We start from the raw sequence: 13,244 nt of genomic DNA, 5'->3' as shown, positions 1-13,244 counted from the left end.
CACCAGAAAGTGATCACGGGGACGCACGGGTGACCCAGAGGTTGTAGTGACGAGGCTCACATGAACGGGCGCCGGTAGGCGCCCGTTAACCCTCTCTTAACGCTCACCGACCGACCAGTACGGGACACCTGACCTGTGCATTCACAGAACCATCACGCCGGTCTAGACCACGGAATCTAGTACTCCCTTAACGCTTCAGGACGAGCCGTTCGTAGCTCTCCACCACCACAGCGCACGAGGTCTCACAGACGTCACCCCGCACGTTTCGGCCACGCATCGCCGACCTCGCCGAACGATCCACCAGAGCCATCGCTTCCGTGCTATTGCGCGGCACACGCTCGTACTGAATGCGCTCCACCGCCGGGCCGAGCACCTCCAGCAGCCGGCGCAGCTCCATCGGCACACGATCCGGGTAGCCCGCTGGCCCCCACGACCGCAGCGTCCTCAGCCCCCGACCGACACCGTCGAGGTCTCCATAGATAAGAGGCGCCTGCGCGCCAGCACAAAAGGCCCTCATCGCCGTCGCGAGCACGTTGGCCACCTCGTAGTAAGGACTGCCGGCCACGTCCCGCTCGAATCGAACGACGACCACATGCCCCATCGGCCGGCCAGAGCGGTCGCAGCGCACCGAGGCACCCGCGGCTCCACCGCTCTCATAGCCGACCGACGCATCGCACGCCCAGCTCGACGGCCAGGTGCTCACGCAGCCTCGCCCGCGGCTGCCCGGATCGGTATCCACTGGTGCCGGCCGAAGCCCAGGTCCCGCTTCTGGTACTTCAGCAGCTCCGCCGCCACCTCGACCGCCGAATGCCGCTCCTCCCGACTGGCCTCGTCCCAACGCCGCACGACAGTCCCGAGCCACACAGCCATCGACCACCCGACCCCCGGCGAACCAACCAGCGCCAGGTGCTCCAGGACGAACTCGTATCGCGGCGCGAACACCTCGATCACGCAGCTCGGCCGCTCGACGTCGTCGACCACCACCGGGGTACCACTCCCCCGCGTCTGCGACTGGACGTACCGCCGCCGGCCCTGCTCTTGGACCGCCGCGCTCGATGTCTTCAGCAGCTTCTCCGCGGCCAGTTCGACCAGCGCTCGATCCTGCTCTCTCTGCAACTCATCGCTCATGCGCGGAACGTACGGCCAGGAGCGCCGGCTACGCCTCCACAGGACTTACTCGCCCAGGCCAACCGTGACCGAACCGTCACCAGACACACGAAAGCCCCACCTGGCTACCTCCCAAGCGGGGCCCTCGCTGCTGACGGCTGGCAGGCCGCACAGCCTGTAGCTGAACCACGGATACACAAGCTGACCGTTAGGACGGCCGTCTCCGTATCGCGAACGGAGACGCTTCCGAATCTGTCACAGGCCAGCCGCGGTTTGCAGCTCCTTCGCCCATCGTCGCTCGATCGTGTGACGGACGCCATAGTGACGCTCAGTGCAGCCCGACTCGACAGCGCTGCCGGCTCGTGTGCTAGAAAGATGCTCAGCGTGACCATTTCGACGACTTTCGTGGCTCTCCGTCTACGAAATCGCGAAACCCACCCCAGTCACGCACGGCTACTGTCAGATTTGCTCGACCTGGCGGCTACATGACTCATCAGGGGGCACTCGCCGGCTTTGCCCGTTTAAGGGTGGGGGTGTCCGTTTCGCACCTTTGTACGCGCATGCATATTATGCCGAGCGCTGCATACTATTCCATGCACGTGCATGTGCCCGTTTCGCACCCTACGTCGCTTAGGTCGACGCTTGCCCGAAAAGGGTTACTCCCAAATTCCCATTTGGGTACGCCCTCAACTGGGAAAACCTCGCCGGGCCATCTGAGAAAGTGTCGCCAGGTCGCACGTCAACCCTTTTGCAGCACCTTTTTCTGCATAAAGTCGATAGTCACGCACCGTGAACGGGTACTGTCAACCCAGGGTTGCGGGGTTGTGGGGCCACCCCCTGACAAACGGACCGTCAGATACGCAAAGAGTTACTCAACGTGTATATGTGCAGGTCGCAGGCTTAGAGCCGGTCACCGTGCGCACTATACCAATGAGGCGTCAGCTACTTAGGCTTACCTATGTCAGCAGTTACAGAGAGCCGGCATAGCAGAAAGTAGCGAAAGTACCTTTCTTGGCTACCGAGCGTGCGCACGGCGCAGCATGGCACAACGTAGTCACTGCCTCACTGTGTGTATGGGGAGTGTGGGGAGAGTGCCGAACCCTTCCCCTTCCCCCGGAATTCCCTACAGGCGCCGCTGTGAGCCGCTAGGCGCCGCTGTGAGGCAGCGTGAGCATGTGGCGGAGCATGAGCCGTAGCGAGGCAGCGTGAGCCGCTACAGGCGCCGCTAGGCAGCGTGCCGGACGTGAGCCGCTAGGCGCCGCTGTGAGCCGCTGTGAGGCGTACCGAGCATGCGAGGCAGCGTGAGCCGTAGCGAGGCAGCGTGAGCCGTGCCTATGCCCTACGTGGTGCATGCCGTAGGGAGCATGCCGACCGCCCCTCACCCCCCGATTTTCAGGGTGGCTAGCAGCTGCTGCGGAGCATGCGGCGGCATGCCGAGCGTTGCCGACGAGCAGCGCAAGAAACGGACATTCAGTTAGGTATGCACACATAAGGTCATGCGGAGGTCGCCGGCGACCCCTCGCGGAACAAAACGGATATAGCCGGTCATCGCCGGTCAAGCCGGTCAGTGGCCGAAGGGCATTCGAGGGAATGTGAGCCACGTCACATTAGCCATAAAAGTGCAGGTCAGATGGGGTGCAAAGTACCTGGCGAGGCTTGCATGCCAACCAAATGGCGCTAGGGGGTAGTGCCAGACGTCTGGCACCCCCTAATGTTCTCTGTGTCGGAACAAGCGGCCACCGGAAACGGGGGGGCGAGGGAAGACAGCAAAACCGCCCGGACGAAAGCCCTACGGGGTCAGTAGAAAGGCAGCGGCCGTTACTTGAGAACTCAACAGTGGATAAAGACGCACGGGAACGGTAACGACGTTTCTGCAAGGGGAGTGAGGACTCCCCACTATCGGCCAACGAGTCGATAGGGCGCGCAAGCCACAGGGGTGATGTATGCCTACTGTCGCCGAACCCTTAGAGGGGTGGACCATATTGCGCGTGGCTGGACGTCCGGTTGCTTTGTCAGAACTGGGGACAGACAGTCAGTGGATACGTGGTGGCTAGAGCTAACACAGAGGTACCGCCACCGTTACCCGTAGCGTCACTCTCTCTCAATCGCCCCGGATTTATCCGGGTGCGATCTGGGGCGCCTATGGCGTCAATGTGTGGGAGTAATACGTGCGTAGCAGCAGTCCAAAACCCTGCGTAAGTGGTCGGCATGTCCGATCCCGCAAGTGAGGTGCGCGCACGGCCTATCAGCTTGTTGGTGAGGTAACGGCTCACCAAGGCGACGACGGGTACCGGGCCCGAGAGGGCGTCCCGGCCACACTACGCCTATGCAATAGGCGCCCCCTACCCTCTCTGTTTGGTCCGTTTACCGACGGACAATCTCATGCACTACGGCGCAGCAGGGTGCTAGGTCTCATTAGCCGAATCCCCTGCTGTAGCCGAGAGCCAACGGCTTGGTATCCGTTGGTCGCACATGAGAGGCGAGAGCTATGCCCAAGAATACGGTTATCCCTCCGTTCTACGTGCTGGTCGACGTCAAGCTCGACCCGAACAATACGTGGAATGAGTGGCTGAGCATGGGCGGTTTTTCCTTCCAGATGCACACGGGTGCGTCTGCGGAGGATGCCGCCCGTCATGCCCGTCACATCGTGGACCGTAAGGGCGTGGACAAGGTGAGAGTTTCCGTTCTGGACCCCGAAACCAAGCTGTACGCGGATCCGATCGAGTTCGAACCCATCAAGTTCTAGTCGGAGGAGTATGCGCTTCGCCGGCTTGCCTTGCCATGCCCAAAATCAGTCGTCCCGGCGACTCTAAATAGGCGTTAGGCCGGGAGCGTCCGACCCATTGGGTCGGGGTCGCAGGAGTGGTGTCCTGCCATTCGAGAGGAGAGAGCTATGGCTGAAATGGTGCTGTCCAAGCGTTCCGCGCTGATGTGGGCGGCCAAGAAAGCCGTGGAGAAGGATCCGTACAACTGGGACGACGATCTCTCGTGGTTCCTCGGAAACGAGGAGCGCTATCGGGGCATCGGTCAGACCCAGATAGATGCGGTCATGGATGCGGCCCGGAGTGGAGAACTGTCCGTGGACCCCAAGAATGTCGGGGACAACGGGCAGACGAACTGGTCCGCTGTGCTGGATGACATCCATCACGGCTGCATGTCCGAATTCATAGAGACGCCCTACGGTGTGCTCTTCATGGATCACGGCTGATAGTCGTCCCGGCGACTCTAAATAGGCGTTAGGCCGGGAGCGTCCGCACTCTGTGCGGGGTCGCAGCAGTGCTGCGAGGCAGGGGTGGTGCCCTGTCTTTCTTGAGAGGTAGAGAGCAATGCAAGAGGAATTCACGACCGTCATGGTCACGTCCCCGGCTTTCCTTGCCGGGGAGGACAAGCGATTCGTGCTGGGTGGCTCCATCTATCGGCAGCACTCCGCCACGAATCCCGACGGTGAGGTTTTCTGGATCACGCGTACCACGGACGGTGTCACGCGCTCCTCTCAGATCTGGAAGTCGGCAACGACGCGCCGGACCAAGTGGAACGACATCATGATGGGTAAGGCGGTCTAAACAATCGGGCTAGGCAAGCCGGCTGGGGTATGCCCTCATGCCGGCCTGCCTTCCCGTGCCCGAATTTGAATGCCGAAACTCCCAATTGCGGGAGTCGTCCCGGAGTGGTGTCCGGGGCCTGATGATGGCAGCCGCCGGAGTCGGTTCTGAGAGGAGAGAGCTATGGAAATCACGTACCGCCGGAAGGCTCCGGCGCGTAAGTCCTGCGAGAACTGCGGGCGTCGCAACGTGCGTGGATCCGAGCACACCAAAAAGGATGGCACTCCTTGCAAGTTCGTCTTGGTCTACCGGACGTACTTCAATGAGGACATGGTCCATGACGGTGATCTCGGGCAGTCCATTCTGCCCGACGGGAAGTTCGGTCCGGGACCTCAGTACACGTACGAGGTTGAGGACTGCACCCCCTCCTGGGCATCGGAACCGGAAGACAATCCGGTGAAGCTCGCCATAGATGCGATCCGCGATGCGGATTGCGCCTACGACGAGGGTGCGGACTGGTTCTACCACTGCGACGGATCGTACGTTTCGTGGAACCTGCACGGAATGCGTGTCGAGCCGTCCGCTCACCTCTACGGGTTTTCCGAAGAGGAGGAGGAGCACATCCATACCGTCATCCGGCGGGCGTGGAAGCGGCGCTATGCGCGTGCAGCCTGAATTCCAATTGCCGAAACGCCGGGAGGCGTCGTCCCAGGGTGGTGCCTGGGGCCTGACGACGGCAGCCAATCGCTGAGTCAGCTTGAGAGGAGAGAGCTATGTCTACGCAGACCCTCGAAATGGTTGCGTCCGACTTCCTGCATGACTCCACGGAGGAGGCCCTGAGCGAACTGTTCATGGCCCCGCCGGCTACGGAGCCGCATGTCGACGCGCGCTTCGACAAGGGCAACGACACGATCGTCATCGACGGTGTGAAGTTCTACGCCAAGCGCGTGGACTACCACCGGGAGTTGGACGAGAGGTTCGTCCAGTGGATCATGGACAGCCGCCAGAACTTTCCGGTCTACGGTGACCCGTCCTCTGCGGACGGAGAATCGTTGGAAGTCTGGGCAAAGTCCATTACGGACGAGTACTTCGGATCCCCCTACGTCTCCGGCATCGACACGGACGGCTATGAGTCGTTCATGCCGAACGGCGTCAAGGGCCAGTTCTTCCGGTACGAGGACGAGACGTACGTCGCCCTGTGGCAGCAGTGCACGGGATACCGAGCGCGTACGCGTCCGATGGTGTTCCACGTGTCCTGTCACGACGCTGGCTACCTGCTGGACGACGACAAGGCCACGGTGTTCTGCACCTCGTGTGACGACGTCGTGTTCGACATCGAGTCCGGCGGCCAGCGCGTCAAGCGCATCGACCAGAGCGGCGAGGAGATCGACGACGGCACGGAGGTGTCGTTCGACGACCTGGTCGCCAACCCCGTCTGCCCCAAGTGCGGTACCGACCTGCGTGTCGAAGCCGCACAGTTCTGAATTCCCTTATGCCGAAACCTCCTTGAAAGGAGGTCGTCCCAAGGTGGTGCTTGGGGCCTGATGATGGCAGCCAATGTCTGATTCAGTGTCGAGAGGAGAGAGCTTATGTCTGACCTGCGTATCTACGTGGCGAGTCTGTCCGACTACAACAACGGCATTCTCCACGGACGCTGGATAGACGCCGATCAGGATGTCGACACCATCCACGAAGAGATCGCCGAGATGCTGAAGGCGTCCCCTGTGGCCCGTCAGTACGGCGACGTGGCGGAGGAGTACGCCATTCACGACTACGACGGGTTCGGGGAGTTCAACCTCGGCGAGTACGAGTCGTTGAAGAAGATCACGGCCATCGCGAATGCGTTGGACGAGTACCCCTCCGTCGTGGTCGCGCACTACTTCACGGAGAACTCCCACCTGGAGCCGGAAGAGGTTCTTCCCAAGATCCAGGAGGGTTTCATCGCGACCATCAAGGACTGCTGGGGTGACGACACGAAGGCGCTCGCCGAGTACCTCTACGACGAGATCGAGTCCGAACTCCCGGAGAGGTTCAAGAGCCACACACAGGCCGTCGCCGAGTCCATGGCGCACGACTACCTGATGGGTGGGGACTACTACGTGAAGTACGAGGGTGGGGGAACTTACCACATCCTCGACTGTCACGCCTGATCCAACATGCCGAAACCTCCAGAAAGGAGGTCGTCCCGGAGTGGTTTCCGGGGCCTGACGATGGCAGCCATTGTCGGTTATTTGAGAGGAGAGAGCACATGGGCGAGTACATCGCGTCCGACGGGATCTACACGGGGTCGAAGTCTGCCGAGAAGGGACGTCGTCTCTTCTCGGCGGTCCGTGAGTACGGCAAGCGCCACATGGCCACCGACCTCACGGAGTCCGACCTGCGCAACGTGGAGCCGATGGATGGTGCGTACGAGGTTCTGACCGACTTCCTGGCGGACTTCCTGCACCTCGTGCACTCCGCCGGGGTCGACGTCGACTTCCTGATCGAGAAGGCCATGGGTCACTTCGAGCCCGAGCGCGACGCCGTGCCCATCAACGCCTGATCCAACATGCCGAAACCTCCTGAAAGGAGGTCGTCCACGGGTGGTGCCGTGGGCCTGACGATGGCAGCCATTGTCGGTCTGAGAGGAGAGAGCAATGAGCGATGTCATGGCTCCGGAGATCACTCCGGACATGGCCGGAACTTGGCTCGATGGGCACATGGGTTGGCACAACGCCTACCGTGTCGTCCTCCGGGCCGAGGAGTACGGGTTCGTCGTGCCCGAGGAGTATCGGGATGCGATGGACGCGTACAGGGAGTCCGGCTCTTCGTTCTCGTTCGCCGAGAAAGAAGAGCACTGGGACGCGATTCACGGTCAGGGCGAACTGTCCGACAAGGCGACGGAGTACCTCCAGGACCACGCTCCGGAGGGGTTCTCGTTCGTCTGGGACATGGGCGAACTGATCCTGATGTCCTATGCGGACGCCGACATGTTCTGAACCGCGGTAGCGGACTCGCCGGCGAGGTGTGCCCTTTGCCGGCAGCTCTGCCGTGCCCTTTTGCCGAAACCCCCTCGGGGGTCGTCGTGGGGTGGTGCCCACGGCCTGACGAAGGCAGCCAATCGCTGAGTCAGCGTTGAGAGGAGAGAGCTATGCAGACTGCTTCGACTGTGGTCAGCTTCGCGATCGTCGAGGACGACGACTTCGACCTGGACAACTTCAGCGACTCCGACGCGCTCATCAACGAGTGCCGCGAAAAGCTGGAGTCCGGGGCGTGGACCGTCTGCGGCATGGTGGCCGTGGTCCACGGCGAGCTTCGATATGAGGCCGCGCTGTGGGGGATCGTCATCGAGGGCTGGCACTTCGGTAGGTACGAGTCCGTGGAGTCGCTCCGCGACGAGCACCTCCGAGAGGTCGCCGAGGGCATCGCCCTGGAGGCGCAGGACCTCATTCCGGTGACCCACGCCGACGAGGCGCGCGAGTCGCTGGTCGGTCGTGTGGTGGCCGTCCGGCCGTACTACCACGAGCCGTCCGGTCCGGGATCTTTCCGTCCCAAGCGTTCCCCGTTCACCGCCCGTGCGGAGGTGAAGGAGACGTTCGGCGACGAGATGGTCGTCCTGCGTTTCCTTGACGACTCCGGTCCGTGGCGCCGCGAGGGTGCCTACTTCCCGCGCGAACTGCACAACGCGCAGGCGTGCAAGTGCCCCGCGTGCACTTCCGGTGGCATCGACACGCACCAGGGAGCCTGACACACAGAGACGCAGAGGACTCGCCGGCTTGCCATGCGCGCCGGCCGGCGGGTCCGTCATGCCCTATTGCCGAAACGCCGGGAGGCGTCGTCCACGGGTGGTGCCGTGGGCCTGATGAAGGCAGCCGCTGAAGTCAGCTTCGAGAGGAGAGAACAGATGGCCAAGTCCAAGAAGGATGAGGACGGCACGGAACGGTTGCAGGCAGCGCTGAAAGCGCTCGGCATCGACAGCAACATCTCCTACACGGGCGGTGGCTGCTGGGTCGTGAACGTCCACCTCAACAACGACTGGCGGATCTGCGCGTCCCGCCCCGACGGTCCGGAGTACGGCTACTACTACGGGATCGAGCACGAGAAGGCAGGCGGCAACCCGCAAGGTGGGTGGGGTCCGGGCATCGGTCCCAAGAAGGCCGCCAAGCGGATCCGTGCCCTCATGAGGGGTCTGGGGCAGATCGAGCAACCCAACTAGCCCAAATCAATCGCCGAAACCCCTGCGGGGGTCGTCACGGGGTGGTGCCCGTGGCCTGACGACGGCAGCCGCTGAGGTCAGCTTTGAGAGGAGAGAGCACATGCACGAGTCCATGAGGGACAAGAAGCTCACGATCCCCTTCGTCGGTGTCCTGGAGGTCACCGTCGGGCTGAACGGCTGCGCCGAGGACAAGGTCCGCGACGCGGCGATCAGCGGGATGCAGGAGTACTTGTCGAAGGACATGGCGGCCAAGTGGATGTCCGGCCGCCAGAGCGCGAAGACTCCGACGGCGGTGGCCGTCCCGACTCTGTTCGAGACGTTCCCCCGCTACATCCCGTCGGCTCCGAGCCGACGAGAGTGGACGGAGCGGCAGTTCGACTTCTCGCACGCCTGGGCTGAGTTCCAGGAGTCCATTCCGGACTCCGTGGACGGCCAGGTCGAGCACGAGGACGACGTCGCCGCGCTGATCCGGGAGCTGAAGGCGCACGACGTCGCGGCCGACCCGTATCACACGGGGGGCAACTGCATGGTTGCCCAGATCGAGCTGGAGGCGGGCTACTTCCTGTGGTCTTCCGCTCCGGACGGAACGGACGTCGGATACGTCTGGGAGATCCTGAACAACGATCAGGAGAGCGTCTTCGGCGGCACGTGGCCGAAGACCGATGCGGCTCAGGCCGCGCGGAACATCGCCGCGCTTCTCAAGCTCGTCGAGGGGATCAACGTCCCCTGATCCGTTCCAACATCGCCGAAACGCCGGGAGGCGTCGTCGTGGGGTGGTGCCCACGGCCTGACGAAGGCAGCCAACTGCGCAGTCAGTCTTGAGAGGAGAGAGCACATGGAAGCCAAGGTGGAGGAGTACCTGGAGGCCGTCCGTAAGGCGCCGCTGGGTCTTATCGAGTCATACCTGACCTCCGTCTGCACGGAGTGCGACACGCACATCCCCCCGTGCGATCCGGACGGACATGTGATGGCGGGCTCCGCTGTCGTGGTCGGGTGCGAGGGTTACTGGTTGATCGACCCGAACGTGGTCGGCATCGAGGCCCCGCACTGGCAGGACTGGCGCGAGCCGGTCCCGTACGTCGCCGATCCGCAGTGGTCTTCCTACGTCCAGGAGTTCGCTCGCTGGGCATTGGGCGAGGCGCTGTGGTTCGAGTCCGACCCCAATTTGGACGGGGTGGGCGGGCACGAGTGGGAGTCGGTCGAGCACTTGACCGTCGCCGACATCGCCGACGCCCGAGCGCGCGAGCGCTGGATGCGCATGTGCCACGAGTTCGTGGAGAAGCACAAGGAGCACCTCGCGAACATCCCCGCAGAGTCGGCGGGCCAGTTGTTCTGGCAGTCCAAGCGGGGGCGCTGGGGATTCCCCAGTCGCAGCTTCCGGGTGGACCGGCGACTCCCCAAGCAGGCTCGACGTGCGCTGCATAGGGATGCGGGCCGGTGGCCGGTCGGTCGCCTGTTCATCCGCAACGACCAGGTCCACTTCGAACTGTGATCAACAGCCGAAACGCCGGGAGGCGTCGTCCACGGGTGGTGCCGTGGGCCTGATGAAGGCAGCCGCTGAAGTCAGCTTCGAGAGGAGAGAACAGATGGTCAAGATCGAGCGACCGAAGGTCGAGCCTGCCGCCCACGAGATCGTGGAGCTGGACGGGGCGCTCATCGCAAAGGTCACCGTTACCTATCCGATGGACGGCAGCGACATCGCCGCCAAGCTCTACGCCGCGTACAGCAAGCCCTTCGAGAGCGGTACTCCGCTGCCGGAGGAGCTGACGGTCGAGGACGTCATGCGCACCCTTGCGCAGGAGTCCGCCGACTGTGCGGAGGGCTGGCACTTCTGGCACGCCGAGCCGGGCCAGGAGGCGTGGGACACGGTCCACCCCTGGGCCGAGGCACAGGTGCGCCGGCTGTTCCCGACGCTGACGTGGGACCTTCGCGACGTCTGATCCAACACATGCCGAAACGCCGGGAGGCGTCGTCACGGGGTGGTGCCCGTGGCCTGACGACGGCAGCCGCTGAGTCAGTTTTGAGAGGAGAGAGCTATGTCTGACAACGAGTACCTGCTTGCTGGTGACCCGCTCCTGGGTAACCAGGGCTTCGGGTACGTGGGCAGGACCAACCGCGGTTGGGCTGCGCTTCCTCATGGTCGGGACGGACTGAAGGTGTTCGGCTTCCGCTCGTACAAGCGGGCGCAGGCGGCCAGCACCTCGATCGTTCTGTACACGCGGAACCTGCTCGGCGGTTCGGTCTCGGATCTGTTCGACAGCCACCCGCTCTACGAGGGGCTTCACTACGAGGACCCGAGCGAGAAGCGAGACTGGACGGTCACGATCGCCGGCTCCGAGCGCCACGACGGCGAGGCTCCGTACACGTACGTGGTCTCCGCCGAGACGAAGCAGCAGGCGTGGGCGACGGCTCTGTCGACCCACATCCGACGCGAAGAGTCCGTGGACTGCTTCATCGTCCCCGAGAAGTCCCACGAGGGTGTGCCGGCCGAGAACTGCGGTTACCACTGGAACGACCTCCGGCTCCAGTCCTCGTTCTGGGCCAAGCTCCAGGAGATCGTCGATCTGATCAAGAAGTTCGACGAGGAGGACAAGCCCTATCGGGACGAGGACGGTTACCTCATCGACGAGAAGCAGGAGGACCACGACGACCTGGTCGGGAACTACGAGATGGACGCGTTCCCGATGGTCGAGGACCTCGCCCACTACGCCGGTCACATCTGATCCGACACAAGCCGAAACCTCCGGAAGGGGGTCGTCCACGGGTGGTGCCGTGGGCCTGATGAAGGCAGCCGCTGAAGTCAGTTCACGAGAGGAGAGAGCAACATGGGCGAAGAGCGGAAGTCGTGGACGATCGTAGTGATCAAGCACCACGACCCGGACTTCAAGCCGATCGTGTGGACGGACCGAGGCGACAGCCCGCAGGACGTCTTCGAGCGGTCGTTCCCTCGGTACTACGGGGAGTGCGACGGCGGACTTCCCGGTGTCGACACCGGCCTGCCACACGACCTGATGCTCACGGAACTGCACGGCGAGTACAAGATCGCCGCTGCGTTCGAGGGCGAACTCACCCCCGTTTCCCTTCCGGACGACGAGGACGAGGAGCCCAAGGAGTTGTCCGAGCACGACGAGTGCGAGCAGATGACCAAGGAGCTGATCCGGCTCGGCGTCAAGGCCGAGTTGGAGAGCACCGGGGGCGGTTGCTGGGCCTCGGTCATCAAGCTCACCGACAAGGACATCCTGTGGGTGACCACGTGGCCCAACTGGGCCTGGTCCATCGACCGCGAGGGCGAGCAGGTCCTCGCCGGCGACTGGGGAGTGGACGACATCCCGCGCGCCGCGAAGCGTGTCAAGAAGCTCATCAAGGGTCTGGGTGCCATCGTCGCCTGACCTCGATCAACATCGCCGAAACGCCGGGAGGCGTCGTCGTGGGGTGGTGCCCACGGCCTGATGACGGCAGCCGCTGAAGTCAGCTTTGAGAGGAGAGAGCACATGAGCATGCAGTCTGTACGCGTCCGGATCGAGGACTCGCCCCTGTTCGAGGCGATGGCCGATCTGGGCGACACGTGGAACGGCTACCTGCGGCCCCGGTTCACGCTGGACCAGGTCCGCAAGGTCGCCGAGTACACGCAGTCGATGGCCCGCCAGCACGGTACGGGCTGGGAGTGCGTGCACGTCGTCGACATGGACTTCCCGAGGTCCGGCGACGAGAACTTCACCGAAAGGCGAGCCCTCGTTCTGTGGGTGAGCTGGGAGTGGGACTCGTCGGACAGGCCCTCGCAGATGACCACGGTGGTCGACCCCGACCACGACGACCTGTACGACATCGGTGGAGGGGCGTGGACTTGGTCCCACGTGCCGGAGCCCGAGCGGACCCCCGTGACGGAGCTGAAGCCTCTGGCCGGCCGGCACGTCCACTTCGTGGGCGAGTTCGACGACCCGTGGGACATCGCAACCGGTGAGGTGGAGCTGAGGAACCCCGCCGAGGAGTACATGGTGATCGGGAACGACGGCAACGGACCGATGGACAACAGCTACTTCTCGTTCTCCTGGGAGACCGAGATGGAGCTGGAGGAGATGGCGGAGGCCATCTCCGATCTGCCTGTCTGCCTCGTGATGACGCACGCCGACATGGAGACCGGTCTGTGCCCGACGGAGAAGTCCGCTGGGTGGGGGTGGTCCCTGGTCGAGGCGTTCACGAGGCTGGGAATGGTTCCGCCTGTCGAGGACTACTCCCTGTCCGAGGTCCTGGACATCCCCCGCTCCCCCGAGTTGGTGGCCTACCTGGTGGACGCCTACCGGGTCGGTGTGGAGCGCTCCGTCACCGACTTCCGGTACCTGGCTGACAAGAAGGTGGAGTGGCTCGGCAGGGTCGCGGCCGAGGTGCTTCCGAGCAAGTAG

The 13,244-nt window shown here is 63.3% G+C and carries 18 protein-coding genes, 13 other RNA genes and 1 other annotated feature; of the genes, 29 read left to right on the top strand and 2 right to left on the bottom strand.

The features are described from left to right. Positions 1-187: 187 nt before the first annotated feature. The gene (locus ACFZCP_RS14400; RefSeq protein ID WP_391427200.1) at positions 188-703 is read right to left on the bottom strand and encodes a hypothetical protein; all 516 of its coding nucleotides are present in this window, start codon (positions 701-703) and stop codon (positions 188-190) included. Continuing rightward, entirely contained in the window at positions 700-1,128 is a 429-nt protein-coding gene (locus tag ACFZCP_RS14395; protein WP_391427198.1) for a hypothetical protein, read from the bottom strand. Before ACFZCP_RS14395 ends, ACFZCP_RS14400 begins: the two co-directional genes overlap by 4 nt. Positions 1,129-3,265: 2,137 nt before the next feature. Beyond that, positions 3,266-3,422, top strand: a sequence feature (16S ribosomal RNA rRNA prediction is too short). A 173-nt stretch (positions 3,423-3,595) separates the two neighbouring features. Between ACFZCP_RS14395 and ACFZCP_RS14390 the strand changes: the two genes are divergently transcribed. The 29 genes from ACFZCP_RS14390 (at position 3,596) to ACFZCP_RS14250 (ending at position 13,244) form a co-directional block, all read left to right on the top strand. Continuing rightward, positions 3,596-3,853, top strand: coding sequence for a hypothetical protein (locus tag ACFZCP_RS14390; protein WP_391427196.1), 258 nt, complete (start codon positions 3,596-3,598; stop codon positions 3,851-3,853). Positions 3,854-4,000: 147 nt separating this feature from the next. Beyond that, positions 4,001-4,315 (top strand): hypothetical protein, encoded by a 315-nt coding sequence (locus tag ACFZCP_RS14385; protein ID WP_391427194.1) that lies wholly within the window; start codon positions 4,001-4,003, stop codon positions 4,313-4,315. A gap of 118 nt (positions 4,316-4,433) precedes the next feature. Beyond that, complete coding sequence (locus tag ACFZCP_RS14380) at positions 4,434-4,670, top strand: hypothetical protein (protein WP_391427192.1); 237 nt, start codon at positions 4,434-4,436, stop codon at positions 4,668-4,670. Positions 4,671-4,740: 70 nt separating this feature from the next. Continuing rightward, positions 4,741-4,807: hammerhead ribozyme type II (locus ACFZCP_RS14375), an RNA gene on the top strand. 25 nt (positions 4,808-4,832) lie between these two features. Next, positions 4,833-5,324, top strand: coding sequence for a hypothetical protein (locus tag ACFZCP_RS14370; RefSeq protein WP_391427190.1), 492 nt, complete (start codon positions 4,833-4,835; stop codon positions 5,322-5,324). Between the two features lie 8 nt (positions 5,325-5,332). Next, positions 5,333-5,395: hammerhead ribozyme type II (locus ACFZCP_RS14365), an RNA gene on the top strand. 27 nt (positions 5,396-5,422) lie between these two features. Beyond that, on the top strand, positions 5,423-6,133 hold the full coding sequence (locus ACFZCP_RS14360) for a hypothetical protein (protein ID WP_391427188.1): 711 nt from the start codon (positions 5,423-5,425) through the stop codon (positions 6,131-6,133). Between the two features lie 9 nt (positions 6,134-6,142). Next, an RNA gene (locus ACFZCP_RS14355) (hammerhead ribozyme type II) lies at positions 6,143-6,209 on the top strand. A 29-nt stretch (positions 6,210-6,238) separates the two neighbouring features. Continuing rightward, the gene (locus ACFZCP_RS14350) at positions 6,239-6,799 is read left to right on the top strand and encodes an antirestriction protein ArdA (RefSeq protein WP_391427186.1); all 561 of its coding nucleotides are present in this window, start codon (positions 6,239-6,241) and stop codon (positions 6,797-6,799) included. 7 nt (positions 6,800-6,806) lie between these two features. Continuing rightward, an RNA gene (locus ACFZCP_RS14345) (hammerhead ribozyme type II) lies at positions 6,807-6,872 on the top strand. A gap of 25 nt (positions 6,873-6,897) precedes the next feature. Beyond that, positions 6,898-7,191, top strand: coding sequence for a hypothetical protein (locus ACFZCP_RS14340; RefSeq protein WP_391427184.1), 294 nt, complete (start codon positions 6,898-6,900; stop codon positions 7,189-7,191). Positions 7,192-7,198: 7 nt separating this feature from the next. Beyond that, positions 7,199-7,264: hammerhead ribozyme type II (locus ACFZCP_RS14335), an RNA gene on the top strand. Between the two features lie 21 nt (positions 7,265-7,285). Next, positions 7,286-7,627 (top strand): hypothetical protein, encoded by a 342-nt coding sequence (locus ACFZCP_RS14330; protein ID WP_391427182.1) that lies wholly within the window; start codon positions 7,286-7,288, stop codon positions 7,625-7,627. 61 nt (positions 7,628-7,688) lie between these two features. Next, positions 7,689-7,751, top strand: an RNA gene (locus ACFZCP_RS14325) — hammerhead ribozyme type II. 28 nt (positions 7,752-7,779) lie between these two features. Then, positions 7,780-8,376: a hypothetical protein gene (locus tag ACFZCP_RS14320; protein WP_391427180.1), complete on the top strand. Its 597-nt coding sequence runs from the start codon at positions 7,780-7,782 to the stop codon at positions 8,374-8,376. A gap of 67 nt (positions 8,377-8,443) precedes the next feature. Further along, positions 8,444-8,506, top strand: an RNA gene (locus ACFZCP_RS14315) — hammerhead ribozyme type II. A 26-nt stretch (positions 8,507-8,532) separates the two neighbouring features. Next, positions 8,533-8,844 carry a hypothetical protein gene (locus ACFZCP_RS14310; protein ID WP_391427178.1) on the top strand — a complete coding sequence of 104 codons (312 nt, stop codon included), beginning with the start codon at positions 8,533-8,535 and terminating at the stop codon, positions 8,842-8,844. 11 nt (positions 8,845-8,855) lie between these two features. Further along, positions 8,856-8,918: hammerhead ribozyme type II (locus ACFZCP_RS14305), an RNA gene on the top strand. A 26-nt stretch (positions 8,919-8,944) separates the two neighbouring features. Beyond that, complete coding sequence (locus ACFZCP_RS14300; RefSeq protein WP_391427176.1) at positions 8,945-9,574, top strand: hypothetical protein; 630 nt, start codon at positions 8,945-8,947, stop codon at positions 9,572-9,574. Positions 9,575-9,587: 13 nt separating this feature from the next. After that, an RNA gene (locus ACFZCP_RS14295) (hammerhead ribozyme type II) lies at positions 9,588-9,650 on the top strand. 29 nt (positions 9,651-9,679) lie between these two features. Then, positions 9,680-10,336, top strand: a complete 657-nt coding sequence (locus ACFZCP_RS14290) for a hypothetical protein (protein WP_391427174.1) — start codon at positions 9,680-9,682, stop codon at positions 10,334-10,336. 5 nt (positions 10,337-10,341) lie between these two features. After that, an RNA gene (locus ACFZCP_RS14285) (hammerhead ribozyme type II) lies at positions 10,342-10,404 on the top strand. 26 nt (positions 10,405-10,430) lie between these two features. Continuing rightward, on the top strand, positions 10,431-10,784 hold the full coding sequence (locus ACFZCP_RS14280) for a hypothetical protein (protein ID WP_391427172.1): 354 nt from the start codon (positions 10,431-10,433) through the stop codon (positions 10,782-10,784). Between the two features lie 9 nt (positions 10,785-10,793). After that, an RNA gene (locus ACFZCP_RS14275) (hammerhead ribozyme type II) lies at positions 10,794-10,856 on the top strand. A 24-nt stretch (positions 10,857-10,880) separates the two neighbouring features. Further along, positions 10,881-11,567 (top strand): hypothetical protein, encoded by a 687-nt coding sequence (locus ACFZCP_RS14270; protein WP_391427170.1) that lies wholly within the window; start codon positions 10,881-10,883, stop codon positions 11,565-11,567. A 9-nt stretch (positions 11,568-11,576) separates the two neighbouring features. Further along, positions 11,577-11,641: hammerhead ribozyme type II (locus ACFZCP_RS14265), an RNA gene on the top strand. A 28-nt stretch (positions 11,642-11,669) separates the two neighbouring features. Continuing rightward, positions 11,670-12,233, top strand: a complete 564-nt coding sequence (locus ACFZCP_RS14260; protein WP_391427168.1) for a hypothetical protein — start codon at positions 11,670-11,672, stop codon at positions 12,231-12,233. Between the two features lie 13 nt (positions 12,234-12,246). Next, an RNA gene (locus ACFZCP_RS14255) (hammerhead ribozyme type II) lies at positions 12,247-12,309 on the top strand. 26 nt (positions 12,310-12,335) lie between these two features. Next, entirely contained in the window at positions 12,336-13,244 is a 909-nt protein-coding gene (locus ACFZCP_RS14250) for a hypothetical protein (protein WP_391427167.1), read from the top strand.

The organism is Streptomyces sp. NPDC007971 (assembly GCF_042958635.1).
Lineage (GTDB): Bacteria > Actinomycetota > Actinomycetes > Streptomycetales > Streptomycetaceae > Streptomyces.
Note: the sequence above shows the minus strand (reverse complement) of the source record. Positions and strands in the feature narration are given on the sequence as shown.

Bases quoted from the DNA above. Each gene is read 5' to 3' on its own strand.
- ACFZCP_RS14395 (WP_391427198.1), bottom strand. From the start codon at position 1,128: ATGAGCGATGAGTTGCAGAGAGAGCAGGATCGAGCGCTGGTCGAACTG.
- ACFZCP_RS14390 (WP_391427196.1), top strand. From the start codon at position 3,596: ATGCCCAAGAATACGGTTATCCCTCCGTTCTACGTGCTGGTCGACGTC.
- ACFZCP_RS14385 (WP_391427194.1), top strand. From the start codon at position 4,001: ATGGCTGAAATGGTGCTGTCCAAGCGTTCCGCGCTGATGTGGGCGGCC.
- ACFZCP_RS14380 (WP_391427192.1), top strand. From the start codon at position 4,434: ATGCAAGAGGAATTCACGACCGTCATGGTCACGTCCCCGGCTTTCCTT.
- ACFZCP_RS14370 (WP_391427190.1), top strand. From the start codon at position 4,833: ATGGAAATCACGTACCGCCGGAAGGCTCCGGCGCGTAAGTCCTGCGAG.
- ACFZCP_RS14360 (WP_391427188.1), top strand. From the start codon at position 5,423: ATGTCTACGCAGACCCTCGAAATGGTTGCGTCCGACTTCCTGCATGAC.
- ACFZCP_RS14350 (WP_391427186.1), top strand. From the start codon at position 6,239: ATGTCTGACCTGCGTATCTACGTGGCGAGTCTGTCCGACTACAACAAC.
- ACFZCP_RS14340 (WP_391427184.1), top strand. From the start codon at position 6,898: ATGGGCGAGTACATCGCGTCCGACGGGATCTACACGGGGTCGAAGTCT.
- ACFZCP_RS14330 (WP_391427182.1), top strand. From the start codon at position 7,286: ATGAGCGATGTCATGGCTCCGGAGATCACTCCGGACATGGCCGGAACT.
- ACFZCP_RS14320 (WP_391427180.1), top strand. From the start codon at position 7,780: ATGCAGACTGCTTCGACTGTGGTCAGCTTCGCGATCGTCGAGGACGAC.
- ACFZCP_RS14310 (WP_391427178.1), top strand. From the start codon at position 8,533: ATGGCCAAGTCCAAGAAGGATGAGGACGGCACGGAACGGTTGCAGGCA.
- ACFZCP_RS14300 (WP_391427176.1), top strand. From the start codon at position 8,945: ATGCACGAGTCCATGAGGGACAAGAAGCTCACGATCCCCTTCGTCGGT.
- ACFZCP_RS14290 (WP_391427174.1), top strand. From the start codon at position 9,680: ATGGAAGCCAAGGTGGAGGAGTACCTGGAGGCCGTCCGTAAGGCGCCG.
- ACFZCP_RS14280 (WP_391427172.1), top strand. From the start codon at position 10,431: ATGGTCAAGATCGAGCGACCGAAGGTCGAGCCTGCCGCCCACGAGATC.
- ACFZCP_RS14270 (WP_391427170.1), top strand. From the start codon at position 10,881: ATGTCTGACAACGAGTACCTGCTTGCTGGTGACCCGCTCCTGGGTAAC.
- ACFZCP_RS14260 (WP_391427168.1), top strand. From the start codon at position 11,670: ATGGGCGAAGAGCGGAAGTCGTGGACGATCGTAGTGATCAAGCACCAC.
- ACFZCP_RS14250 (WP_391427167.1), top strand. From the start codon at position 12,336: ATGAGCATGCAGTCTGTACGCGTCCGGATCGAGGACTCGCCCCTGTTC.